Here is a 24,972-nt window from a genome sequence, read left to right as displayed (position 1 = left end):
TTAAAAAAATTAATTTAATCTGGTATCGACATATTTACTGCTTATTTTTAGCTTCGATGCTTAATGTAGCATGAGGGACTAATTTTAAACGCTCTTTATTGATTAATTTACCCGTTACACGGCAAATACCATAAGTTTTGTTTTCAATACGAATAAGTGCATTTTTTAAGTCACGGATAAACTTTTCTTGTCTAATCGCCAATTGAGAATTGGCTTCTTTACTTAAAGTGCTACTACCTTCGTCGAAAGATTTAAAGGTTGGCGAAGTATCTTCTGTATCGTTTGAACTTCCATTTTTATAAGCATCTACATACTGCTGTAATTGATGTTGTGCTTTTTCAATTTTGTCTTCAATTAAAGCCTTAAACTCTTCTAGCTCTTGGTCAGAATAGCGATCTTTTGTATTTACATCTGTCATTTTAATTATAATTTAGTAATGCTCAAAATGGTGCTCACATCGTCAAATTCTACTTCAACGCCATTTTCAACATCGGTGTTTATATTTAATTCGTTTGCTAATGTTTCTTTTTTAATATATTCTAAATTAGCCTGAACTGCTTGTTTCAAATTAGCTGTTTCTTTCAGGTCTATTTTAATACGATCGGTCACTTCAAAACCAGAATCTTTTCGTAAATTTTGAATACGATTGACCAATTCACGTGCAATACCTTCATATTTTAACTCATCATTAAGGCTAACATCTAAGGCTACCGTTAGCCCATTTGCTGAAGCAACCAACCAGCCTTCAATATCTTGCGAAATAATTTCAACCTCATTACGTGTTAATATTGTCGGTTCGTTATTTATACTAATCTCTAACTGTTCTTCTGCTTCAATTTTAGCGATAGCATTGGCATCAAGCTGATTAATTGCTTGAACAGCTAACTTCATATCTTTACCAAATCGAGGCCCAAGAACTTTAAAATTAGGTTTAATTTCTTTAATTAAAATACCTGATGTGTCATCAATAAATTCGATTGCTTTGACATTAATTTCTGACTTAATCAAGTCTGCTACTTCACTTATTTGTGACTTGATATTTGAATCGAGCACAGGAATCATAATGCGTTTTAAAGGCTGCCTTACCTTTATCATTTCTTTCTTTCGTAATGAAAGTGCTAATGAAGATATGGTTTGTGCCATTTGCATTTTATGTTCTAAATCGGCATCGATTAATGATTCTTCTACTTTAGGAAACTCGGCCAAATGTACACTTTCAAAACCTTCAGTTTGTATACTGGAAGTTAAGTCTTTGTAAAGCCGATCTGAATAAAACGGTGCTACTGGCGCTGATAATTGAGCTATGGTTTTTAAGCAAGTAAACAGAGTTTGATAGGCTGAAATTTTATCAGATTTGTAGTCGCCTTTCCAGAAACGTCTTCTGCTTAAGCGCACATACCAATTACTTAAATTTTCTTGAACAAATTCTGAAATGGCTCGTGTTGCTTTAGTTGGCTCATATTCAGCATAAAAACTATCGACTGTTTTTATGAGTGTATTTAATTCAGATAAAATCCACCGATCGATTTCAGGTCGGTTTTGGGTCTGGATATCATCTTCACTATAACTAAAGTTATCTAAGTTAGCATAAAGTGCAAAAAATGAATATGTATTGTATAAGGTACCAAATAATTTACGTTGCACTTCGCCAATACCTTCAAGGTCGAACTTTAAGTTATCCCAAGGATTGGCATTAGAAATCATATACCAACGTGTTGCGTCTGGACCATAAGTTTTTAAAGTCTTAAATGGGTCTACTGCATTACCTAATCGCTTGGACATTTTTTGACCATTCTTGTCAAGAACCAAGCCGTTAGAAACAACATTTTTATAAGCAACGTCATCAAATATCATGGTTGCAATGGCATGAAGTGTGTAAAACCAACCACGTGTTTGGTCAACTCCTTCAGCAATAAAGTCGGCTTTACGCCAAGTTTGCTCGACTTCTTCTTTTTTCTCAAACGGATAATGCCATTGTGCATAAGGCATAGAACCCGAATCGAACCAAACATCTATTAAATCGGCTTCTCTGTGCATTGGTTGGCCTTCATCTGATACTAAAACGATATGATCAACTACATTTTTGTGTAAGTCGACTTTGTTATAGTTTTCGTCAGTCATGTTACCAACTTCAAATGCTTGATAAGGATTTTCCTTCATTAAGCCAGCTGCGACAGATTTATCTATTTCAGCTTTAAGTTGCTCAATAGAGCTTATTATTTTGGTTGCTGATTTATCTTCTGTTCTCCAAATAGGAAGTGGAATTCCCCAATAACGGGATCGTGATAAATTCCAATCATTAGCATTAGCTAACCAATTACCAAAGCGACCTTCTCCAGTTGATTTTGGTTTCCAATTAATGCCTTGATTAAGTTCGTGCATGCGTTCTTTAAACTCGGTAACTTTAATAAACCAAGAATCTAGTGGATAGTATAAAATTGGCTTATCTGTTCGCCAACAATTAGGATAACTGTGCACGTATTTTTCAACAATAAAGGCTTTATTTTCTTCTTTTAGCTTTATGGCAATTTCTACATCAACTGATTTTTCGGGTGCTTCGCCATCAGCGTAATATTCATTTTTAACATACTTGCCACCAAGCTCTCCTAACTCTGGTCTAAATCGTCCTTTCAAATCGACTGTTGGTACCAAGTTACCGTGTTCATCTTCTAATAACATAGCTGGCACTTCTGGTTGAGCTTGTTTTGCAACCATAGCATCATCAGCACCAAAAGTTGGTGAGGTATGAACAATTCCTGTACCATCTTCAGTGGTTACAAAATCTCCAGCTATGACTCTAAATGCATTTTCAGGATGATGATAAGGTTTTACATAATCTAAGAGTTGCTCATAGCGTGCTTCGACTAAATCGACACCTAAAACGCTTTCTGAAATAAAATAAGGAATTTTTTTATCGCCAGGCTGATAACTTTTAAGTTCAGCTTCGGCTTCGACTTGTGTATATTTCTTTTTGAAAAGTTTAGAAACTAAAGCTTTTGCAACAATTACATTAATCGGTAAGTGTGTATATTGGTTAAATGATTTAACCAACACATATTCAATTTTTTTACCAACTGTTAATGCGGTGTTACTTGGCAAAGTCCATGGTGTGGTTGTCCAAGCTAAAAAGTGCACGTCACCACTAACCGTTTGTAGAACTTTAGGTAAGGTATTTTTGACCGCTTTAAATTGTGCTGTTACCGTTGTATCTGAAACATCTTGATAAGTTCCTGGCTGGTTTAACTCGTGTGAACTCAAACCAGTACCCGCTTTTGGGGAATACGGCTGAATAGTGTAGCCTTTATAAATGAGACCTTTTTCATAAATTTGGCCTAGTAACCACCAAACCGATTCCATATATTTCGAGGTATAAGTTACATAAGGTTGTTGCATATCAACCCAATAACCTATTTTTTTGGTAAGATCATTCCAAACATCAGTATAACGCATCACTGCATTTTTACAAGCCTTGTTATAAGCTTCTACTGAAATTTTATTTCCAATATCTTCTTTAGTAATGCCAAGTTCTTTTTCAACTCCAAGCTCAACTGGTAAACCGTGCGTATCCCAACCAGCTTTTCGTTTAACTTGAAAACCTTTTTGTGTTTTATATCGGCAAAAAATATCTTTTATTGAACGCGCCATAACATGATGAATACCAGGTAAACCGTTAGCCGATGGAGGACCTTCAAAAAAAACGAAAGGTGCTTGACCTTCACGCGTTGTTACACTTTTCTCGAAAATATTGTTCTCTTCCCAAAATTGTAGAATTTCTTCGGCAACTTTCGGAAGGTTTAAACCCTCATATTGTGGGAATTTTTTGCTCATTTTAACACAGATTTCAAATGATTTGCGAAAATAATGAATTTTACTTAACTCAATATGAGAAACTAAGCTGATATTCAAATTTGTTTATTAACTCGGTAAATTTTGGGTAACATAAATTGAAAAATTAAAACCCTAAATTATTTAAAACCTCTTTAAAACAATGAATTGAATAAGGTGTGAAGTTAAATTTTAAACCCATTTTCACGAAATTTGATAACTAACTGAAGTGTGAAAGTTTCAATTTTTTTTTAAGTCAACTTCAAAAAACGTAATTTTGTAAAAATTTAATGCTGTGGCAAAAATAGGACCGATTGATGTAGGCGACTTCCCGTTACTTCTAGCACCGATGGAAGATGTTAGTGATCCACCATTTAGAGCTTTGTGTAAAGAACAAGGCGCTGATGTGGTTTATACAGAGTTTGTCTCTTCTGAAGGTTTAATTCGTGATGCGGCAAAAAGTGTTCAAAAACTTGACATTTACGAAAAAGAACGTCCAGTTGGTATACAAATTTTTGGTGCTAACCTTGAATCGATGTTACGCTCCGTTGAAATTGTTGAGAAAACCAAGCCTGATATTATAGATATTAACTTTGGTTGTCCTGTTAAAAAAGTGGTCTCTAAAGGCGCTGGCGCTGGTATTTTAAAAGATATTGACTTGATGGTTGAACTAACTGAAGCCATGGTTAAACACACCAATTTACCAATTACTGTTAAAACGCGTCTAGGTTGGGATCATGATTCTATTAAAATTATTGAAGTTGCCGAACGACTTCAAGATGTAGGCTGCCAGGCTATTTCAATTCATGGTCGAACACGCGCGCAAATGTATAAAGGAGATGCTGATTGGCGACCAATTGCTGAAGTTAAAAACAATCCTCGTATGCATATTCCTGTTTTTGGTAATGGAGATGTAAATACTCCCGAACGCGCTGTAGAAATGCGTGACCAATATGGACTAGATGGCGCTATGATTGGCCGAGCAAGCATTGGTTATCCATGGTTTTTTAGAGAAGTGAAGCACTTTTTTGAAACTGGAAAACATTTGCCACCACCAACACTTCAAGAACGCGTTGAAGTAGCTAGAAGACATTTAGAAATGTCGATTGATTGGAAAGGCGAAAAATTAGGCGTTTTTGAAACAAGACGCCATTATACCAATTACTTTAAAGGAATTCCGCATTTTAAAGAATACCGCATGAAAATGGTAACATCTGACCGTGCTGAAGATGTTTATGATACCTTTAATGAAGTTGAAGAAAAATTTGGTGATTTTAATTTTGCAGTTTAACCTTCAAGCATTTAAATAATTTTCTTTACCCGACTCGCAGCTATCCTTGATGCTAATGCGCCTAATACTGAAATTGTAATAAATACGATAAGTATATTTACCACTTCTATTTTAACCGGATAGGCTAAGTTAGGTGTAAACATAATAAGACTAAATTGCTGTTGTAAGAAAACCAAAATCAAACCTAAGATTAAACCCATTACACCACCAAGTACACTCATAAGTGTTCCTTGATAAAAAAAGATATTCATAAGTTTTCCTTTAGTAAAACCTAAATTACACAACACCTTTACATGTTCTCGCTTGTCAAGAATCGCCATTGAAATTGAGCCAATAACATTAAATAAAGCAATAATAATAACCAAAGTAAAAATAAGGTAAACCGCTAAGTTTTCTGTATTGAGCATTTTATGAAGGCTATCATTTAAGGCAATACGATTTTTTACTTCAATAGGTGTAGGAATAATTTGAGTAATCGCTTCAACTATGTTAGCCTCATTAGCTTCTGCTGAAAGTTTCAACTCTAACGCAGTCACTTCATCTTCAGTTGTATTTAGCAATTCTTTTGCAATATTAATGTCACCAATAATATAATTTTGATCAAGTTCTTCGGTTAAATTAAACACACCTACAACACTTGTACTAGCCTTTTTAAAAGCTTGATTAATATCTAAAATTTGTCCTTTTCCTGGTTTTGGCACATAAATATTAAGTAAGCCAGCGTAATCACGTATTCCGACTGACAAGTCACGCTGTAGACGTGAACCAATTACCACTTGATAAAGGTTTTTACCAAACCATTCGCCGTAAATAACTTGACTTGTAACAGCGTTAATTTTAGCATAATTAGTGTCGACCGCCTTAAAGTATGCAGGAGCAGTTTTATCTTTAAATTGAAGCAAAACACGTTCTTGAAGCACTCTAGAAACAACCTTAACGCCAGGTATGTTTAAAATTTCTTCAGCTTGATTTTCGGTTAAGTTGAAGTGCTTTTTTTGGGTTGGAATAACTTTTAAATCTGGATCGTAAGCATTAGTAAAAGATAAACTAAACTCTTTTAAACCTGAAAAAACAGATAATACCACAAATAGTGCAAACGTACTTGCTATAACACCTAAAGCAGCAATGCTACTAATAATATTAATTGCATTATGCTTGCTTTTTGAAAATAAATAGCGCTTGGCAATGTACAGAGAAACGTTCACCTTTTTTTAGAGTCGTCTAGTAAGTCTGGATTTTTTATGGGGTTGTTTTTACCTTTAAATGCTTCTTCTATGTCATTAATATACTCAATAGAATCATCATTAAACAATAACAAATCTGGCATTCGGCGCAATTGCTGTTTAGTACGCTGAGCAATGGCATGTTTAATTGTTTTACGAAGCGATTGAATTTCGGTCATCACTGGCTCAGCTTTTGAAGGCGGAAAAATACTGAGATAAGCTTTTGCTTGAAGTAAATCGGGCGTTACTCGAACTTTAGTAACTGAAACTACAATATTATGAGTACCTGCATCTCGTAAAATTTGTTGTATAACTTCAGCCAAATCTTGTTGAAGTAAACCACTAATTTTTTTCTGTCTATTTGTTTCCATACTGCAAAGGTAAGTTTTTATACTTTTGTAAGATACAAAACTGAATTCAGGCATGAAAAAAATTGAACATATTGGTATAGCAGTTTCAAATTTAGAAGATGCAGCTAAAACATACGAAGTTTTAATGCAAGAAAAACCATATAAAACTGAAAATGTAGATAGTGAAGGTGTTGCAACCCTATTTTTTAAATCTGGAGAAAGTAAAATTGAGTTGCTTGCCGCCACAAGAGATGATAGCCCAATTGCTAAATATATTGCTAAAAAAGGTGAAGGCATACACCATATTGCGTTTTCTGTTGAAGATATTGAGGCCGAAATTGAACGCCTAAAAAATGAAGGTTATCAACTCATCAGTGACCAACCAAAAAAGGGTGCTGACAACAAGCGAATTGTTTTTTTACACCCTAAATCTAATCATGGGGTTTTGGTAGAGTTATGCCAAGAGCGTACAGATTAAATATCGATTAATAAAAAATAGTTTGGCTGTAATTAAACTTATGTTTATTTTTGCCATCCTTTAAAGTCAATTTTTTGACTTGGGCCTATAACTCAGCTGGTTAGAGTATCTGACTCATAATCAGAAAGTCCCTGGTTCGAGCCCAGGTGGGCCCACAACAACAAAAGCCTTTCATTTTGATATGAAAGGCTTTTAATTTTTAATCAGATTTTTCTTTTCGTAAGTCCTGAATCAGCTAGTATAACTTTAAATTATGCTTTAATGTAAAATAAATAATATCCCTGCTAAAAAAATCAATACCACTTGCACGCTGCTGAAACCAATACATATAACCAGTTATAAGTTTAAATTTTGGACTTATCTTGTAAGCTATTTCAGCTGAAAGTCGGTTTTGGTCAAATACGTTATTTACCACTTGATCTCCAGCATTAATTAAAATTTCTTCTAATACCTTTGCTGTATATTTTTCGTTAATTTGGTAAGATAAACCCATACGCATGCGTAAACGTAGCAACCGATACTTATAACTATTTTCGGTTGAAAGTTTTTTAAATCGCAACTCTGATTTAAAACGACTTAAAAATGTTAATCTTGTAGACGTGATATTGTGTTTAAAATTTAGTGCTAATTGTGGTCGCCATTCTCGCTGAATCTCTTTACTCACGGCTTCTGGGTCTTGAGGTGTAAGCATTTCAAAATACAATAAGGCTGGTGTTAAACTAAAACCACTATTTAATTGATAATTTACCCCAATACTTGGTAAAAACTGATGCTGACGAAACGGAAACATATACATGCGTTCTTCTACGTCTAAAAAAGGCGTCCATTTTTCATCAACTTCAAAGTTAACCAAGTATCTGGTCCAAAGTAAATCTTGATGTTCTACTGATTTGGTTTGTGCAAGAACATAATTCAAATTGAGAAATAAAATGAAAACAAAAAAAAACCTTAGCATTGTAAAAAATTTACATTACAAAGTTAATTGCTTCAAGACTCTTGATATGTGATAAAAGTCACATAGCTATTTAATCAGTGTTGTAAAAATAACATTAATTGTTTTGGCGATAAATAGGAAAAAGCACGACGCTGAACACTTAAATCTGGGTTAAGAATAACTAGAAATGGTAAACTAAATTGATCTTGAGAACGTTGAGCAAGTTGAAGTGCTAAATCATGAAAAGGTCTTCGGTAATAACCTATTCCTGAGTTTTTAAAAGTATAATGACTTAATTGAATTGATTCGGGGTAATGAACGTCTATCTCGACTGAAAAATAATTAGACTCTAATATTTTAACAAGCTTTGGCGATTGAAATGCAGCTTGTTTCATTTTTTGACAATACACGCACCAATTAGCCGTAAAAAAAATAAAAATGGGTTTTTCAATTTCTTCATTTAATAATTTAGACTGTAAGCTATCTAAACTTTTCCACTGCATTTGCGCATAAGTTTTAGACTGAAGGCCTAAAATCATTAAAAAACAACAGATGTAAATTAATCTCATTTAAAGCGAGTTATTAATGTAATTTACCAAACTTTAAGCCTACAAATACAGTTCGTGGCAAACCAGGTCCATAAATATATTCAGAATCTCGCGTGGCTCCTCGATCAAAATCGTCTTGATAGCTGTTAAATAAATTACGAATGCCTCCAGATAAAGTCATCATAAATAAATCGCTTATGTCCCAGTGTTTTTCGACTTTTAAATTTAAATCAAAAAATACAGGCGATTTATTTAATTGAATTAATCCATTAGAGTTTACCACTCTAGGAACTTGCATTTCGCCTGTTAGATTACCAGTTAAATCTATATTAAAGGCCTCACTAGGTTGAAAATTAGCCGTAAAAAAGCCATACCAATCAGGATTACGAACAAATGAATCGATGAACACATCAGATTCTCCAGAAGCTGGCGGTGCTTCGTAAAGTAACTGCGATTCTTCGTAGGCGGTTTGCTGATATGTTGCACCAAGTTGAAACCGATACACTGAATTTGGAGAATACTTCAACTCAATATTAGTTCCATAAACTCGCGCGCCGCTACCGTTTCTAACTTCTTCCAATAGCGATCCATTAGGCAGGCTGCTTCCTGTGCTTATAATGGTAAACGGGTTATTGAGTTGTGTATAAAATCCTTCAACCAAGACATCGTACTGCTGCTGTTGCTTAATTTCTGAAAGATTAATTGAAGCTGTAAACGCATCAGAATATTCAGTCTCTAATTCTTCCGAAAGGATAACAAACTGTTGTTCACCACCTACTCCAGCTACATGTAAGTCTTCATTAAAGGCTTGTGGTGCTCGAAAACCACGCGCATACCCAGCACGTAAACGAATTTTATCGGTCCATTTATAATTTAGAGTTAATCTTGGGGATAATGCGGTTTGATCAAGATCTACGCTTCTTGAAATCGATTCAACTTGGTAAAGCCCGTCGACAGCAATGTAATCAAGTCTAGCCCCAATTAAAGCCTCTAATCTAGAATTAATATTCCATTGGTACTGACCATAGGTGGCATAGGTATTAACTTCTTGATCAATCAAACGATTATAACCTAAAATTTCATCTTCTGTACGGCTATGATTAATATCAATCCCAGTTGTTAATACATCTTGATTTTTGAAGATCTTTGAAAATTTTGCCCCATTAACCCATGCTAAATCTTTAGTCGTACCAAAGGCATTGTTAGCCGATATACTGTCTTGAGCTGTTCTTCCGCCGCCTAAACCGCCATAATAACTTTGGCGGTTGGTGTGTGAAACAGAAGTAAATAACTCTAATGTTTTGGTTTGATCTGCCGAATTTAACGTGTAATCTATACCACCAATAAAAGTATCGTGGTCTAATTCTTCGGTTACATCTGTAAATTGGGGCGCTAGATCTAAACGATCTCCACCACGACGATATTCTCTTATAGCTGTTAGGTTTAAGCCAATTCGACTTAAGTTAGTTGGTTTAAAATAGGCATTACTCCCAAAAGTAGTATTGGTTAGCTCAACGATTTCTGTAAATCCATCACTGTTGGCGTCGTAAGACTGGCGGTTTCGGTAATTCCCAAAAAAAGTAACACCACTATTTAAATCATTTGCCACACTCGATGAATTAAAATTAAGCAATCTATCAAAAGCTTGACCGTCAATGTAACTTAGGTTAGATCCGATTTCCCAAGTATTTAACACTGGGTCTTTAGTAATCACATTTACAGTACCTGCAATTGCATTAGATCCATATAAAGCGGAACCACCACTTCTTACTACTTCAACCCGATCTATAATATTACTAGGGATTTGCTCTAAACCATACACGCCTAATAATGAAGAGAAAATCGGCCGGCTATTGACTAATATCTGTGTATAGCTTCCATCTAAACCATTTAGTCTTACTTGTGTAAACCCACAATTTTGACAATTATTTTCTACCCGTAAACCAGGCGAAAACTGTAGCCCATCAGCAAGAGACAAAGATTGTGTGGCGTTAAATAACTTTGGCCCAACAGTAGAAACTACAACGGGAGCTTCTCGTCGTTTTACTCGATTACGCGTTGCTGAAATGATAATTTCGTCGAGCCCTAAGGCATCTTCAGTTAAAACCACATCTAACTGAATAGGCTGTTCAAGACTTAATTTTACCTGTTTCTTAAAAGACCTAAAACCTTGCGCACTAATAATTAGCTGATACTCACCTGGTGTATGCTGAAGCTTAAATTCTCCGTCAATATTACTTGAAGTACCTATAGTAGTATTTTTAAAATAGACATTAGCAAATGGAATTACTTCTCCAGAAGTGGTTGATATACGTCCTGAAATTTCAGCTAAATTTTGTGAATTTGCAGTTGATACCAAAAACATAAGTAAAAGCGCTAAAAGCTTAAATTTTATCATGCCAAATCATTTTTTAATTTAAAGCAAAAATAAATGTTTAGTTTTATCTAAAAAAATATTTTTATATAAATAAACCCATTTTTTTAAAATGGGTTTATTTGTTAAGCATTACTTTACTCTAATGAAGTATCACCGCCATTTGGGTTATAAACATAATTAAATGTGTAGTAGCGTGTTTCATCTTCAAAAGGGTCTGGTTCAGCGGGCGCATCTTTGTAGTAACTTAAAATTTCTACTTTAGCATAGTTACCTTCAGCTGTTCTAAACACTAATATTTTACCTGGGATTGGTGCTACGATGTTAGTCATAAAGTTATAATTATACCAGCCATTATCACTTCCTGTTGGAATAGCAAAACCAGTTGAAGAATCTTGCGAAAAGCTTAATTCTGCAGCACTAGTTACACTCTCAAAAGTACCATCGACTATAGCTGCACCAGCATTAGCGTTACGTTCAGGCTCATCATTAGTACCTGTTGCCTCGCCGCCGTTTATGGCAATTGTTGTCCCTCGAAACGCTATATCCCAATCGGTTTCACTGTTAGTAACAGTTCCTGAGCTAAAATCGAATTTGGTAAAATTGCCGCCAACTGGTTGACCTTGTCCACCTGTTTGTGGAGCGTGAAGATTACTAATAGTTTCAGTTTCAACGGCAGCAACAGGGACTAGACCATCATCATCACTACAAGAAAAAAGGCCAAAACTAAGCGCTAAACCTAAAATTACATTTTTAATTTTCATAGTACACATATTTATAGAATTTATAATTGTTTTAAAATTGATAGTTAAGTTTTACAAAACCCTGTATTCCGGGCATAGATGGAATATTGGCATCAGTATAATCTAGGAGATTGTTAGCACCAATTTGTAATCTAAAATCATTAAAAAATTGTTTACTTGCCGCAAAATTTACAGTTGCAAAACCATTGACGAAACTTGTGTCATAGGTGTCGATTAAACCGTTTCCATTGGTATCAAACTGAGCATATTTACTTCGGTATAAAAGTCTTAAACTTACATCTGTTTCTAATTTCGGTAGGTCGTAAAACAGCTTCAAATTGGCATTGTGTCGTGACCGATTGACTAAACCAAAATAATCTGAACGAGAAACTAATTCAGTTTGGTTATTTGCTGGGTTTCGAACAAACACCTGATTGTTTTCTATACGGTCTAAGTTGGTCTTATCATAGGCGTATAACAACTGATAACCCGCATTAAGTGTAAAGTTCTTCGTCACTTCAATATTAGAATTAAACTCTAAACCTGTCGTAAATACTTCATCAAAATTTACATAACTAAACACGTTTTGCCCATTGTTTAATCGTGCTATAATTCGGGTGTCGATAAGGTTTGTAAAATCGTTTCTGAAGAAATTTAACTCTGCATTCCAACGGTCACATTTATAAGTAATACCAAGGTTATAACCCGTTGAGCTTTCAGCATCTAAGCCTTGATTTAATTCATTTTGAGAAACGACTGTTTCTAATATTTGACCTTGGTTTTGTAATTCTTCAAGTTTATCGGCTGCAACATTATACCCTAACACCACATAACCAACGGCAGAATTTAAAAAATCGAAATAAAGTTGCCTAAAGTCTGGAGCTTTAAATCCGCGACCTACTGAAGCCTTGAATGCTAGTTGATCGTTGAATTGATAGCGCATGGCTAATTTAGGACTTAATTGATTGCTGTATTCAGAATGATTATCGAACCGAAGACCCGCAATTACATTGAGCTGATCTAACAAGTCTACATCATATTGAGCGTATAAATACTGCGAATTAAAGTTTACCTGATTATCAAAAAAAGTTCGATCTAAACTTTCATATTGGTAACCTAAACCTGTTGTTAGCGTCCCTTTTTCTTCTAATTGTAAGTTAGTTCTTATTTCAGGTCTAAAAAGCTGTTGATTAAAAAAATTATTACTTGACAGACTATTTAACGTCGAATTAAAAACTGTTTCTTCTATCTTATAATTGGTGTAATAAAGCTCATAAGTAGCCTCAAAACTAGTACTCAATTCATGATCAAGCTTAGTATGTAAATTCCACTCATTTTGCTGGGTGTCTCCATTAAATGCTTCATCTTGGGATGAAAAGCCAATATCTTGATTTTCATTAAAAAAACGCGTTGAAGAAGAAAACTTTAGACGATCTGAAAAATCGTAATAAACACGCGCATTTAAGGTGTAGTTTTCGAATGGATTCACCGTCTGACCTTCAGTTTGATTATTCAAATCATAGCCTTGGCTTGAAAATCGATTCATAAAAACACTATATCTAAGTTGATCAAAAGCTTGATTAAGCTCCAAGTTAATGTCTTGTTGTGAAAAGCGACCAATACGATAAGAAGCTGAACCTTCAAGATCTTGTTGACTAGGCTTTTCGGTAATGATGTTAATTACGCCGCCTAAGGCCTCAGAACCATAAAGGCTACTTGAAGGTCCTTTTACAACTTCAATTTGTTTTATATTACCAACGGTTAATCGACTTAAATCAAAATTTCCTGCACTACGACCAACAAGCGGTACGCCATCAATGAGAATTAGTATATAGTCTGATGCTATACCTTGCATTTGAACACCTTCAAAACCACTTTCGTCAGTTACCGTTACAATACCTGTTTGCTCTCGAAGAATTTCATCAAGACGAACACTACCTGATTGATTTATAGTTTTTTTTGATACTAAAGTAACTGGCATTGGCAAGGAAGATAGTTGGCGTTCTGTACGTGTAGCTGTTAGAATTACTTCATCTAATTGATTAAATTGTGTCGTGTCAATTTCAACTTGCGCTTGCATCAAAACACCAAACATCAAAAACAAACAATTGATTACCAATAACTTAAACTTCATTTTATTTATATTTAATCTAAATAAGTGCACAAATATAGTTAATTCTTATTTAGAACAAATAAAAATAGTTAGTTTTGTACCAAAATTTTAAAAACCTTAATAATTGGAATTATGAAAACTGTGATCAACTTTTTTTTAATCGCTTTAGTTTCTAGCTTAACCTTTGCACAATCCTCAAAACTGAAAAAAGACCGTAAAGCTATCAAATCAATGTGTGGTTGTTATGAAGTTACATTTAACTTCGCAGAGACATTTCAACACAGCAAAGACAGTCTTTACAAAGCTTCTCCTAATAAAGTGAGTAAAGGTTTAGAATGGGCGCAATTAGTTACTGATGAAAAAAACGAAATTGTAATTCAACATATTTTACAAGTTGGCAACCCAGCTGAACCGATGATTGTCAAGCATTGGCGACAAGATTGGTTATTTGAAAACACAGAATTATACCAATTTAATCACGACAACCAATGGACTTATACCAAGTTGCCTAGAAAAGACGTGAAAGGACAATGGACACAAAAGGTGTATCAAGTGGATGATAGCCCTAGGTATGAAGGAACAGCAACATGGGTTCATGTTGATGGTAAAAGTTACTGGGAAAACACAACCGATGCACCACTTCCAAGACGTGAATATACCCAAAGAAGTGACTACAATGTAACACAACGCACTAACCGCCATGAGATAACAGATAATGGTTGGGTTCATGACCAAGACAACGCTAAAATTTTAAGAGCTGAAGGGAAAGATGATATCATTTTAGCCAATGAAAAAGGCTACAACACCTATGTTAAAGTAGATGACAGCCGTTGCCAGGCTGCGCAAGATTGGTGGAAAGAAAATCAAGAAAAATGGAGCATTGTTCGCCAAAAATGGGATGAAGTCTTTAATCGAGATACAGACTTAAGTTTAAAAGAAAAAGTAGAGTTTAAAGTGCTTTACAAGCATTTGTTTGACGACTCTTTAAATACTTACAAAGAAATAAGCACAACCATCGATAAATTTGTTGAGTAATGAAAATTATCCTGTTGAACCTTTTGCTATGCTTGAGTTTTGCAACTCAAGCTAGTAACCCTTTAATGCAAAGAGACTATTGGAAGTCTAAGCCTGAGTTAAAACAATTAAAAGCTGATATTAACAGAGGTCATGATGCAACAGCATTAAATCAGCATGGTTTTGATGCATTAACATGGGCTATTTTAGAAAACGCAAACTTTGAAGTTTTAGATTATTTAATTCAACTTGAAGGAAATACTATTGATAAACTCACACATGACGGTCGCACATATTTGTTCTGGGCCGTTTATAAAAACAACTTGAAATTCTCTGAGCAACTTATTAAAATGGGTGCTCAGGTTAATCTAGTAGATGATACAGGACATACACCAGTAACTTTTGCAGCTGTTGGCGGTACAATAAATCCAAGCCTATATGATTTACTAAAAACTAGTGGTGCTGATTTAAAAAAGCCTCACCGTAGTGGCGCTCAAGCTCATCTCTTACTTATGCCAAGCATTAAGCAAATTGATGATTTAAACTACTTTTTAGATCAAGGCCTATCGCTAGAAGCAAAAGATCATCAAGGAAATACGGCTATACATTATGCGGCTAAAAAAGGTAATTTGTCGATTATTGAATATTTAGTTGAAAAAGGTTTAGAATTAAAAGCGATAAATGAGAATAATGAAACCGCTTTATTTTTTGCAGCGAGAGGTGCTCGAGGACACACCAACGATTTAAAATTTTTTAAGCATTTAATAGACTTAGGTTTAGATCCTCTTCAACGCAATAGTCAAGGTCAAACTATACTGCATAACCTTGCGGCACGCTCTAACCAAGCAGAGCTAATAACATGGTTAATTGAAAAAGGGCTTGAACCACAGTTAAAAGATCAAAACATGCATACACCCTTATGGTATGCCGCCAAACATAACTCCGCAAATGTTGTTACAACTTTACTTGAATATAATTCTAATCAAAAAAATTATGACGATAATTTTCAACCGTTATTAGAAGTAGCAACTCGTTATAATTCAGCTGAAATCGTCAAGCTTTTGCTAGATTCTGAAAGCCTAGAATCAGAAAAAATGGGAACTAACCCGAGATTGGGTCATCAGTTATTTCAATCAAACAAAGATCTTAAGGCAAAATATGAACTTTTAAAATCTTTAATTGAATACCAATCAATTGATGAAGATGGTAATACTTTATTTCATTTAGCTGTTGAAGCTAAAAACCCGTACTTAGTAAACATAGCACATCAACATGGAGTACCTCTAAATCAAAAAAATAAAGAAGGACTTACACCACTTCAATTAGCAGTGATGACTTTTAAATCTACAGACCCTATTAAGCAACTTATTCAATATGGAGCAAAAACAGATGTCAAAACAGATTTTGGTGAAAGCCTTTACGATTTAGCTCAACAAAACGAGCAACTCACAAATGATTCTATTAACTTTTTAAAATCATAATAATGAAATATTTTAAAACACTGGCACTTATTATCATAGGTAGCTTGAGCTTGTCTTCATTTAATACCAATACAGCTTACAAGTGTTTAATACAAATGAAGAATTACTCTGGAGAAGGCGCCTACGTTGTTATTTCAGTGCTTGATGAAGCCGACAATTATGTTGAAACACTCCATGTGCGAGGAGAAGATGAAGAATGGTACCATGATATCGACCAATGGTGGGACTTTTATGGTAAAAAGCGTCCCTCATTAGACGGAAAAACAGGAGCTACAATAGCTGGTGGACGTAGAGCAGTTACTCAATTTCAGCTTCAACCAGAATGGATTAATAAAGGTTACAGCCTTCGTTTTGAAACTGCCGTAGAAGATCAAGCTTATCATCTAGATGATGTTAAAATTAAAATAACCTCAGAATTGCTTGAAGGGGAAACCACTAACGGAAAAGGATTTATTCGATTTATTAAGCTATTACCGCTCTAATTTTTCATGAACTTTATTTGGCGAACAACTCACCGAATTTTGGCTCTGGCCGCTAGTTTATTTATTATTTTAGCCTCTATAACAGGCTCAATATTAGCTATTGAGCCTGTCTTAGAACGAAATAAAAATATCTCTGCTTCAAATAAAGCATTAGACCAAGATTTAGGTTTTTTTTTAGCTAAAATTAAAGACAACTATCCTGAAATTTCACGACTTGATCGCAACCAATTTGACCAAGTAAGTGTTGAACAGCTTGGAGACGATTTTGATATTGAAACCTTTTACATTAACCCTATTAATTTTAATCGATTAAGTAAGCTTGGCGAACGCCATCCTGTATTTGAATTTACAGAAGCGCTACACCGCTCACTATTTTTAAAATCAACCGGTCGATTAATGGTTGGCTTTACAGCCATTTGTTTAGTCTTGTTATGTATTTCAGGTAGTGTTTTACTTTATAAACGCTATGGAAGTTGGTATTTATTTAAGCGCGAATCACTTCAAAACACCTGGGATTATTGGCATAGTATAAGCAGTAAATATAGTTTAGTTATCCTTTTAATTATTGCTTTTTCGGGATCTTACCTCAGTATTGATCGCTTTTTTATTAAAGAGAAAAAAACCGATGTTTTTGCACAACCACAGCAAACACCTAGTCACAAGAATACTGAAATATCATTAGCTGAATTTAAATTTATTAAAAACATCAAACTAAGGGATTTAAATTATGTACAGTTTCCATTTTCAGATTCAGCTGAAGACTACTATTTAATTAAAACCAACCAATCTGAAGTCTTATTACATCAATATACAGGGCAAGTTATCAGTGAGGTTAAGGCTTCTCATTTAAGTATATTCAAATCACTTAACTATCAACTTCATACAGGTCATTTCAATAGTGTTTGGTCTATTTTAATTGGGCTAGTAAGTTTAATCTCGGTGTTTATTGCCATTAGTGGATTAGGGATTTGGATTTTAAAAATGAAGCGTCAAGGTTTTAAAAATAAAACAGCTTTTAGTCGCGCTGATATTTTAGTCTTGGTTGGTTCACAAACAGGATCGACTTTTCAGTTTGCTAAAGACCTAGTCAAAGCCTTACAAAAAAACAGTAAAGTACATTTATGCACCTTAAACAATTACAAACCTGAGCATAAAGCTAGTTTGGCCTTAATATTAACAGCCACCTATGGCGATGGTGAGCCTCCAGAAAATGCTCGTCATGCTTTAGAGAAACTCAAAGCAACCAAAACGCCTATGAATTATGCTGTTTTAGGATTTGGCTCTAAACGCTATCCTAAATTCTGCGCATTTGCCAAAACTTTAGATCATGAATTATCTAAACAAAAAGAGTTTAACCAGCTACTTAAATTAACTAAAATCGACCAAAATAACTGCATTGAACTCAAACAATGGATTAAAGTTTTATCTAATGTTTTACACAAAACTATTGACATAAATTTTTCAAAAAAAGAAGATTTATTTCAACTAAAATCTTCAACATCATTAAACCGAGATAGCTGTTTTTGTTTAGAGCTAACTTCACCTAAACACTTTAAGTCGGGTGATTGGTTAAGTATTTCAGCTGAAGACGGTCGAGAACGACTCTACTCTATGGCTAACATAAATAATAAGTGTGTATTAAGTATTAAAAAACATGAACATGGAGTATGTTCAACCTTCTTATCTGAACTTGATGAGGGTCAAAAAATTCATGCCTCTATTAAATCAAACCCTGAATTCCATTTACCGAAAGATTCGCCTGTTTTAATGATTTGTAACGGCACTGGAATTGCGCCATTTTTGGGAATGATTAGCGAAGCAAAACCAAGTCAAAAACTAAGCTTAATCAGCGGATTTAGGACTAAAGAAAGCCTTGAGATTTATGAAGATTACCTAAAAGATTCTCGCCAAAAACTAGACAAACACTTCACTGCTTTCTCTCGTGAAGATGAAGGTCCAAATTATGTTCAAGACCTCATTAAACAAGAGCACAAGTTTATTTGCCAACACCTAAGCAATAATGGTATAATTATGATTTGTGGCAGTTTAGCAATGGAACAAGCGGTAAAAACAGAATTAACATCTATTGTAAGCAAGCATCTTACTAATACTTCTGTAGACTTGACTAGTCGAATACGTTCAGATTGTTATTAAACAAAAAAAACGTGACTTTAATCAATTAAGCGTTGTAAATAACCGTAATAATCTCCCTTTTTACCTTCAATTTGATGAGCGATTTGAGCTTTAGTTACCCAATTTTTCTGCAAGGCAATCTCTTCTAAGCATGCTATTTTAAGTCCTGTTCGTTTTTCTAAAGCTTTAATAAATTCAGTTGCTTCAGTTAAGGCTTCATGAGTTCCCGTATCAAGCCAAGCAAAGCCACGATTCATAGTTTGTAAATGTAAGTTTCCATCATTCAAATAAACTTCGTTTACCGAGGTAATTTCTAATTCTCCACGATCAGAAGGCCTAACATTTTTTGCAATTTTAATAACCGAATTGGGATAAAAATATAAACCAACAACGGCATGTTGCCCTTTTGGCTTAGCTGGTTTTTCTTCTACACTCAAAACTTTACCTTCTTTATTAATTTCAGCGACACCATACCGCCTTGGGTCGTCTACGCGATAACCAAAAATAACAGCTTCTTTACTTGCTTCAACTTTATTAACAGCGTTTGATAATAATTGTGATAAACCAGCACCATAAAAAATATTATCTCCTAAAACTAAACTTACATCGTCATCTCCAATAAAATCTTCGCCAATAATAAAAGCTTGTGCTAAACCATCTGGACTTGGTTGTACTTCATAGCTTAAATTAATACCATATTTACTACCATCACCTAATAATTTCTTAAAGTTAGGTAAATCTTCAGGTGTAGAAATCACAAGTATATCTTTAATATTTGCTAACATTAACACCGAGAGTGGATAAAAAATCATGGGCTTATCATAAACGGGTAAAAGTTGCTTAGAAACAGCGTGTGTTAATGGATGAAGTCTTGTTCCTGAGCCGCCAGCTAATATAATTCCTTTCATAAATAGTTGTTTTGGTTATTGAGTTGTTGAGCGAAATTAGTGATTTTTTTCAAACCGCTTAGTTTAAACTTTTTAGTATTTTGAGACTCTAAATTATAAATCTAAATTTATGCGACATCTTATATTATTATTTTTACTAGCAACAAACATCATTTATGCTCAGAAAAATAAAACTTCTGAAGATATTCCTTTCAATGAAAAGCTAGAAAAGCTAGATAAAAATCAAGGCTTGGTTAATACCTTTTTTGGTGATGATAAACTTTACTTTAAAATACCGAAATCAGTTTTAGAAAAAGACCTGCTTATGGTTACACGGTTAAAGCAAATTCCAGGTAATTACTCACCTTACACCAACGCTGGGTCTAAAACTTCTGAACAAATGATTCATTTTGTGAAGCGCGGGAACGCTATTGATTTATTACAGATTTCAACTGTAAATGTGGCTAATGAAGAAGACCCGATTAGCTTGAGTGTTCAGCAAAATAACTTCAATCCAATTCTTGCAAGTTTTAAAATTGAAGACGAAGATGATAAAATGATAACAATTGAAGTTTCTTCGTTTTTTAATGCAGATTCACCTTCATTTAATATTATAGGAGATTACCAGAAAAAAGAATATAAAATCGGTGGTGTCGATAAATCGCGTAGTCGAATTGATCGCGTATCTGCATTCCCTAAAAACATAGAAATACTACATACTTTAACATTTAATGTAAAAGAACCGCCAAGAGGAAACAGTGCCAATACATTTAGCTTTCAAGTCAACCATTCGATTATAGAACTTCCTGAAGACAAAATGAAAGTGCGCTATGTAGATTCACGAGTAGGTTGGTTTAGTTTGAGAAAATACAATTTTAGCTCAGATGCTTTAAAAGCTGATGATTACAGAATTGCAAAACGATGGCGTTTAGTCCCTAAAGACAAAGATGCTTATGCACGTGGAGAATTAGTTGAACCTGTAAAGCCAATAGTTTATTACCTCGATCCTGCTACGCCAAAAAAATGGATACCTTATTTTATTAAAGGAATTGAAGATTGGAATTCAGCCTTTGAAAAAGCAGGTTTTAAAAACGCAATTATTGCAAAAAAAGCACCCACTAAAGAAGAAGATCCAGACTTTAATCCTGAAGATATACGTTACTCAACTGTTCGATATGTAGCTTCAACAACCAGAAACGCTGTTGGCCCAAGTGTAGCCGACCCTAGAACTGGTGAAATTATTGAAAGTGACATTATTTGGTACCACAACCATCTACGTTCTTACAGAAATCGCTATTTACTAGAAACTGGAGCCGCTAATCCAAAAGCAAGAACCTTAAACACACCAGAAGAAGAAATTGGCGAAATGATGCGTCGAGTAATTTCTCACGAAATTGGTCATGCCATCGGCTTACCACACAATATGAAAGCAAGTTCGGCGTATCCAGTAGATTCGCTTCGGTCAGGAAAATTTACACAAAAAATGGGGATTGCAACAACAATCATGGATTATGCGCGCTACAACTATGTTGCACAACCTGGCGATAAAAATATTCGATTTATAAGAAAGCTTGGCCCATACGATGATTATGCAGTTGAATGGGGTTACCGCTATTATGAAGATAAAACTGCCGAGGAAGTCAAAAACATCTTAGAACAATTGGTAGATGATAAAAGTACTCAAAAACTATACATGTTTGGCGGCTACAATGATGACCCTGATTCACAAACTGAAAATATTGGAGACAACACCATAAAAGCTAGCAATTACGGTTTATCTAATCTTAAAATTGTCGCTAAAAACCTCAACGACTGGACTACAGAAAATGGACAAACCTATGATGACTTAGAGGAGTTATACGGCGAAATGCTTTCGGTGTACAGACGCTATATATATCATGTAGCTAATAATATTGGTGGTGTACACGAAACCTTACTTCACAAGGGGCAAACAGGCACACCTTACCAATTAGTTAACCGCGAAAAACAAATTGAATCATTAGCCTTTCTTAACAAGAATGTATTTCAAACACAATATTGGTTAATCGATAAAAAGTTAGTGTCTAATTTTTCTGAAAACGGAACATTAGAACGCTTAATCGATATAAATGTCAACTTACTGAAGCGATTAACGTCTTCAAGGTCTCTTAATGAAATGATGAGTAGTAATGCAAGCCTAGAAGGCAATGGACTTTCAGTTCATGAACTCCTAAATCAATTGACTGATGATCTCATTTACAAAAATGAAACACCAGATTTAGCTGAACGTGAATTACAAAAGCAAATGATTAATCATTTTGAAGATTTAATTGAAGATGATCAGTTAGCTTCTGAAATAAAAGCTTACATCTTAAACATTCAAAAAGATTTAAAACCTTACTTTAAAAAGTTGAGCAAACGTAAAAATGGCATTTTAAAAACACATTATTTATTTCTACATCACTCATTAAATGACTAATAATAGATAAGCATACAACAAAAAACGCTTGGAGTTTTCCAAGCGTTTTTTTGTAACTATAAACTGATAAAAATCAATCTGTAACTCTATTTTTTATCATAACTTTCAGTCGAAAATTTAAAACAAAATGACAGATATAGAGATCGCTAATTCAGTAAAATTGAACCACATTAATACAATTGCTGAAAAAATTGGTATCAATCCAGACCAACTTGAACATTATGGTAAGTTTAAAGCAAAATTACCGCTTGATTTAATAGATGAAGCAAAGGCATCAAAAAACAAATTAATTTTGGTCAGTGCCATTTCACCAACACCAGCTGGAGAAGGTAAAACAACCATGTCTATCGGTCTAAATGAAGGTCTCAATAAGCTCGGCAAGTCAAGCATTGTAGTGTTACGCGAGCCCTCATTAGGACCCGTATTTGGCATAAAAGGTGGCGCCACTGGTGGTGGCAAGTCTCAAGTATTACCTATGGAGGACATTAACTTACATTTTACAGGTGATTTTTCTGCCATCGAAAAAGCGCATAATCTACTTGCCGCAATTATCGATAATAATATTCAAAGTAAAACTAATAATCTAAATATTGATGCCCGAACTGTTAAGTGGAAACGGGTATTAGACATAAATGATCGTGCATTACGTCAAATCATCGTTGGCCTTGGCGGTACCACAATGGGTGTTCCTCGAGAAACTGGTTTTGATATCACGGCAGCTTCAGAGCTTATGGCCATTTTATGCCTCAGTAATAATTTAAACGATCTAAAAGATCGCTTAGGCCGCATTTTTATTGGGTTCACTTTCTATAAAACACCTATTTATGCCAAAGACCTTAAAGCCGAAGGTGCCATGGCAACTTTGCTTAAAGATGCCATAAAACCAAATTTGGTACAAAGTATAGAAGGAAACCCAGCCATTATTCATGGCGGTCCATTTGCCAACATTGCACAAGGTACTAACACCGTTTTAGCAACAAAAATGGGGTTAAGTTTAGCCGATTATACTGTAACCGAAGCTGGTTTTGGGTTTGATTTAGGCGGGGAAAAGTTTCTCGATATAAAATGTCAAAGTGCTAATCTTAAACCCGAAATTATTGTACTCACAGCAACTATTCGCGCTTTAAAATACCATGGTGGAGCAGCCTTAAATGAATTAGAAACCCCAAATCCAAAGGCAGTAAAAAAAGGTCTACCTAATTTAGAAAAACATCTTGAAAACGCCCTCAAGTTTAATATTACACCAATTATAGCAATCAACCAATTTACGAGTGACACTCACGAAGAAATTGAAATTATACAAGAATTTGCCAAAGCCAAAGGCATCAAAGTGGCCTTAGCCAATGTTTGGGCTGAAGGCGGAAACGGTGCCATTGAACTTGCTACGGAAGTGATTAAAACACTAGAAAATACTTCAGCTAGTGACTTTAAAGCTTTATACAAATGGGATCAACCAGTCTTAGATAAAGTTGAAGTGATTGCGAAAAGCATTTACGGAGCGTCTTCAGTTGATTATTCACCTAAAGCCAAAGCCGATTTGAAACGTATTGAAAACTTGGGCTTAAGCCATTTACCGATTTGTATGGCTAAAACTCAAAAATCATTATCGGATGATGAATCTCGTCGCGGCAGACCTGAAAACTTTATTTTAAATGTAAGAGAGATTGAAATTGCAGCTGGTGCAGGTTTCATTATTCCGATTACCGGTAAAATGATGCGAATGCCAGGCTTACCTGCACATCCCGCATCTGAAAACATTGATATCGATGACCAAGGAAATATTTCAGGGCTATTTTAAGACTCGTAATACCTTTTTGAATATATTCTCTAACTACAAAAAGCCGCTAAAAGCGGCTTTTTTATAATTGAACTTCAACCAAAATTAGTCTCTTCCTAAGTAAATGCTAATAAAATAAAGCAAGGTAGCTAATGAACCAATAGCAGCAACTACATAAGTTCGTGCTGCCCACTTTAAAGCGTCTTCAGAGCCTTTATATTCATCTGCAGTGACCATATTTTCACGCTTTAACCAAGCCAAAGCGCGGTTACTTGCGTCATATTCAACTGGTAAAGTAATAAAACTGAAAAGTGTTCCTAAACCAAACATGATAATACCAGCTAGTAAAACCATTTGCCCAACGCCAACTGACACCATTCCCATTAAAATAAGTCCACCAAAAATAACCCATTGAGAAAATTGAGAAGCCACACTCACTATAGGAACAAGTTGACTACGCATTTCTAACCAAGAATAGGCCTGAGCGTGTTGTACCGCATGACCAACTTCATGAGCTGCTACAGCAGCTGAAGCCGCATTGCGTTGAGAATACACACTTTCACTTAAATTAACTGTTTTTTTGGTGGGATGATAATGGTCTGTTAATCGACCTGGCGTAGAAATAACTTGCACATCTGTAATACCATGATCAGCTAACATTTTTTCAGCGATTTCTTTACCGCTCATCCCATTTTGTAACTGAACTTTTGAATATTTTTTAAATTTTGACTTTAATTGGCTGCTTACCAACCAACTCACTAGTAATATTGCTCCTATTAATATATAATATCCGCCCATGTTTAATTTTTAATTTATTGTTTAATTACAAAATATACAGCAAATTTAAGACCAACTTAAAAA

At 34.7% G+C, this 24,972-nt stretch carries 19 protein-coding genes and 1 tRNA gene; 9 read left to right on the top strand and 11 right to left on the bottom strand.

Annotated elements, in window-relative coordinates:
* Nucleotides 1-34: 34 nt before the first annotated feature.
* Both IMZ30_RS06405 and ileS read right to left on the bottom strand, forming a co-directional pair.
* Nucleotides 35-418, bottom strand: a complete 384-nt coding sequence (locus tag IMZ30_RS06405) for a TraR/DksA family transcriptional regulator (RefSeq protein ID WP_207037505.1) — start codon at nucleotides 416-418, stop codon at nucleotides 35-37.
* 5 nt (nucleotides 419-423) lie between these two features.
* Entirely contained in the window at nucleotides 424-3,828 is a 3,405-nt protein-coding gene (gene ileS / locus IMZ30_RS06400) for an isoleucine--tRNA ligase (RefSeq protein WP_207037504.1), read from the bottom strand.
* A gap of 292 nt (nucleotides 3,829-4,120) precedes the next feature.
* Here ileS and dusB point away from each other — a divergent pair, with 292 nt between their 5' ends.
* Nucleotides 4,121-5,116: a tRNA dihydrouridine synthase DusB gene (dusB, locus tag IMZ30_RS06395; protein ID WP_207037503.1), complete on the top strand. Its 996-nt coding sequence runs from the start codon at nucleotides 4,121-4,123 to the stop codon at nucleotides 5,114-5,116.
* A gap of 11 nt (nucleotides 5,117-5,127) precedes the next feature.
* On the opposite strand, the gene IMZ30_RS06390 is transcribed toward dusB, so the two are convergent.
* Both IMZ30_RS06390 and IMZ30_RS06385 read right to left on the bottom strand, forming a co-directional pair.
* On the bottom strand, nucleotides 5,128-6,321 hold the full coding sequence (locus tag IMZ30_RS06390; RefSeq protein ID WP_207037502.1) for an ABC transporter permease: 1,194 nt from the start codon (nucleotides 6,319-6,321) through the stop codon (nucleotides 5,128-5,130).
* Nucleotides 6,318-6,710 carry a ribosome-binding factor A gene (locus IMZ30_RS06385; RefSeq protein WP_207037501.1) on the bottom strand — a complete coding sequence of 131 codons (393 nt, stop codon included), beginning with the start codon at nucleotides 6,708-6,710 and terminating at the stop codon, nucleotides 6,318-6,320. The genes IMZ30_RS06390 and IMZ30_RS06385 overlap by 4 nt, the downstream gene beginning before the upstream one ends.
* A 52-nt stretch (nucleotides 6,711-6,762) precedes the next feature.
* Between IMZ30_RS06385 and mce the strand changes: the two genes are divergently transcribed.
* Nucleotides 6,763-7,167, top strand: a complete 405-nt coding sequence (gene mce, locus IMZ30_RS06380) for a methylmalonyl-CoA epimerase (protein ID WP_207037500.1) — start codon at nucleotides 6,763-6,765, stop codon at nucleotides 7,165-7,167.
* Nucleotides 7,168-7,248: 81 nt separating this feature from the next.
* Nucleotides 7,249-7,322: transfer RNA gene (locus IMZ30_RS06375), tRNA-Ile, on the top strand.
* A gap of 80 nt (nucleotides 7,323-7,402) precedes the next feature.
* On the opposite strand, the gene IMZ30_RS06370 is transcribed toward IMZ30_RS06375, so the two are convergent.
* The 5 genes from IMZ30_RS06370 to IMZ30_RS06350 form a co-directional block, all read right to left on the bottom strand.
* On the bottom strand, nucleotides 7,403-8,122 hold the full coding sequence (locus IMZ30_RS06370; protein ID WP_207037499.1) for a DUF2490 domain-containing protein: 720 nt from the start codon (nucleotides 8,120-8,122) through the stop codon (nucleotides 7,403-7,405).
* A gap of 74 nt (nucleotides 8,123-8,196) precedes the next feature.
* Nucleotides 8,197-8,670, bottom strand: a complete 474-nt coding sequence (locus IMZ30_RS06365; RefSeq protein WP_207037498.1) for a thioredoxin family protein — start codon at nucleotides 8,668-8,670, stop codon at nucleotides 8,197-8,199.
* Between the two features lie 13 nt (nucleotides 8,671-8,683).
* Nucleotides 8,684-11,047 carry a TonB-dependent receptor gene (locus IMZ30_RS06360; protein ID WP_207037497.1) on the bottom strand — a complete coding sequence of 788 codons (2,364 nt, stop codon included), beginning with the start codon at nucleotides 11,045-11,047 and terminating at the stop codon, nucleotides 8,684-8,686.
* 113 nt (nucleotides 11,048-11,160) lie between these two features.
* Nucleotides 11,161-11,787 carry an HmuY family protein gene (locus tag IMZ30_RS06355; RefSeq protein ID WP_207037496.1) on the bottom strand — a complete coding sequence of 209 codons (627 nt, stop codon included), beginning with the start codon at nucleotides 11,785-11,787 and terminating at the stop codon, nucleotides 11,161-11,163.
* A 31-nt stretch (nucleotides 11,788-11,818) separates the two neighbouring features.
* The gene (locus IMZ30_RS06350) at nucleotides 11,819-13,900 is read right to left on the bottom strand and encodes a TonB-dependent receptor plug domain-containing protein (protein WP_207037495.1); all 2,082 of its coding nucleotides are present in this window, start codon (nucleotides 13,898-13,900) and stop codon (nucleotides 11,819-11,821) included.
* A gap of 111 nt (nucleotides 13,901-14,011) precedes the next feature.
* On the opposite strand from IMZ30_RS06350, the gene IMZ30_RS06345 reads away from it, so the two are divergent.
* Genes IMZ30_RS06345 through IMZ30_RS06330 form a run of 4 tightly spaced genes read left to right on the top strand, consistent with a single transcriptional unit; the run spans nucleotide 14,012 to nucleotide 19,010 of the window.
* Nucleotides 14,012-14,914 carry a DUF6607 family protein gene (locus IMZ30_RS06345; RefSeq protein WP_207037494.1) on the top strand — a complete coding sequence of 301 codons (903 nt, stop codon included), beginning with the start codon at nucleotides 14,012-14,014 and terminating at the stop codon, nucleotides 14,912-14,914.
* Nucleotides 14,914-16,374, top strand: a complete 1,461-nt coding sequence (locus IMZ30_RS06340) for an ankyrin repeat domain-containing protein (RefSeq protein WP_207037493.1) — start codon at nucleotides 14,914-14,916, stop codon at nucleotides 16,372-16,374. Before IMZ30_RS06345 ends, IMZ30_RS06340 begins: the two co-directional genes overlap by 1 nt.
* A gap of 2 nt (nucleotides 16,375-16,376) precedes the next feature.
* Entirely contained in the window at nucleotides 16,377-16,856 is a 480-nt protein-coding gene (locus tag IMZ30_RS06335; RefSeq protein ID WP_207037492.1) for a DUF2271 domain-containing protein, read from the top strand.
* Between the two features lie 6 nt (nucleotides 16,857-16,862).
* The gene (locus IMZ30_RS06330) at nucleotides 16,863-19,010 is read left to right on the top strand and encodes a PepSY domain-containing protein (RefSeq protein WP_207037491.1); all 2,148 of its coding nucleotides are present in this window, start codon (nucleotides 16,863-16,865) and stop codon (nucleotides 19,008-19,010) included.
* Between the two features lie 17 nt (nucleotides 19,011-19,027).
* Here IMZ30_RS06330 and rfbA read toward each other — a convergent pair whose 3' ends face one another.
* Nucleotides 19,028-19,897, bottom strand: coding sequence for a glucose-1-phosphate thymidylyltransferase RfbA (rfbA, locus tag IMZ30_RS06325; protein ID WP_207037490.1), 870 nt, complete (start codon nucleotides 19,895-19,897; stop codon nucleotides 19,028-19,030).
* A gap of 109 nt (nucleotides 19,898-20,006) precedes the next feature.
* Between rfbA and IMZ30_RS06320 the strand changes: the two genes are divergently transcribed.
* Entirely contained in the window at nucleotides 20,007-22,334 is a 2,328-nt protein-coding gene (locus IMZ30_RS06320; RefSeq protein ID WP_207037489.1) for a zinc-dependent metalloprotease, read from the top strand.
* Between the two features lie 127 nt (nucleotides 22,335-22,461).
* Nucleotides 22,462-24,132: a formate--tetrahydrofolate ligase gene (locus IMZ30_RS06315; protein WP_207037488.1), complete on the top strand. Its 1,671-nt coding sequence runs from the start codon at nucleotides 22,462-22,464 to the stop codon at nucleotides 24,130-24,132.
* A gap of 84 nt (nucleotides 24,133-24,216) precedes the next feature.
* Here the strand turns inward: IMZ30_RS06315 and IMZ30_RS06310 are convergent, their stop codons facing one another.
* Nucleotides 24,217-24,909 carry a zinc metallopeptidase gene (locus tag IMZ30_RS06310; protein WP_207037487.1) on the bottom strand — a complete coding sequence of 231 codons (693 nt, stop codon included), beginning with the start codon at nucleotides 24,907-24,909 and terminating at the stop codon, nucleotides 24,217-24,219.
* Between the last annotated feature and the right edge of the window lie 63 nt (nucleotides 24,910-24,972).

The organism is Psychroflexus sp. ALD_RP9 (assembly GCF_017311165.1).
Lineage (GTDB): Bacteria > Bacteroidota > Bacteroidia > Flavobacteriales > Flavobacteriaceae > Psychroflexus.
Note: the sequence above shows the minus strand (reverse complement) of the source record. Positions and strands in the feature narration are given on the sequence as shown.

Excerpts from the sequence above, each read along its gene's own strand:
- ileS (WP_207037504.1), bottom strand. The coding sequence starts at position 3,828 with ATGAGCAAAAAATTCCCACAATATGAGGGTTTAAACCTTCCGAAAGTT.
- IMZ30_RS06330 (WP_207037491.1), top strand. The coding sequence starts at position 16,863 with ATGAACTTTATTTGGCGAACAACTCACCGAATTTTGGCTCTGGCCGCT.
- IMZ30_RS06385 (WP_207037501.1), bottom strand. The coding sequence starts at position 6,710 with ATGGAAACAAATAGACAGAAAAAAATTAGTGGTTTACTTCAACAAGAT.
- IMZ30_RS06320 (WP_207037489.1), top strand. The coding sequence starts at position 20,007 with ATGCGACATCTTATATTATTATTTTTACTAGCAACAAACATCATTTAT.
- IMZ30_RS06365 (WP_207037498.1), bottom strand. The coding sequence starts at position 8,670 with ATGAGATTAATTTACATCTGTTGTTTTTTAATGATTTTAGGCCTTCAG.
- IMZ30_RS06355 (WP_207037496.1), bottom strand. The coding sequence starts at position 11,787 with ATGAAAATTAAAAATGTAATTTTAGGTTTAGCGCTTAGTTTTGGCCTT.
- IMZ30_RS06335 (WP_207037492.1), top strand. The coding sequence starts at position 16,377 with ATGAAATATTTTAAAACACTGGCACTTATTATCATAGGTAGCTTGAGC.
- IMZ30_RS06340 (WP_207037493.1), top strand. The coding sequence starts at position 14,914 with ATGAAAATTATCCTGTTGAACCTTTTGCTATGCTTGAGTTTTGCAACT.
- IMZ30_RS06350 (WP_207037495.1), bottom strand. The coding sequence starts at position 13,900 with ATGAAGTTTAAGTTATTGGTAATCAATTGTTTGTTTTTGATGTTTGGT.
- IMZ30_RS06360 (WP_207037497.1), bottom strand. The coding sequence starts at position 11,047 with ATGATAAAATTTAAGCTTTTAGCGCTTTTACTTATGTTTTTGGTATCA.
- IMZ30_RS06310 (WP_207037487.1), bottom strand. The coding sequence starts at position 24,909 with ATGGGCGGATATTATATATTAATAGGAGCAATATTACTAGTGAGTTGG.
- rfbA (WP_207037490.1), bottom strand. The coding sequence starts at position 19,897 with ATGAAAGGAATTATATTAGCTGGCGGCTCAGGAACAAGACTTCATCCA.
- IMZ30_RS06315 (WP_207037488.1), top strand. The coding sequence starts at position 22,462 with ATGACAGATATAGAGATCGCTAATTCAGTAAAATTGAACCACATTAAT.
- IMZ30_RS06370 (WP_207037499.1), bottom strand. The coding sequence starts at position 8,122 with ATGCTAAGGTTTTTTTTTGTTTTCATTTTATTTCTCAATTTGAATTAT.
- IMZ30_RS06345 (WP_207037494.1), top strand. The coding sequence starts at position 14,012 with ATGAAAACTGTGATCAACTTTTTTTTAATCGCTTTAGTTTCTAGCTTA.
- IMZ30_RS06405 (WP_207037505.1), bottom strand. The coding sequence starts at position 418 with ATGACAGATGTAAATACAAAAGATCGCTATTCTGACCAAGAGCTAGAA.
- mce (WP_207037500.1), top strand. The coding sequence starts at position 6,763 with ATGAAAAAAATTGAACATATTGGTATAGCAGTTTCAAATTTAGAAGAT.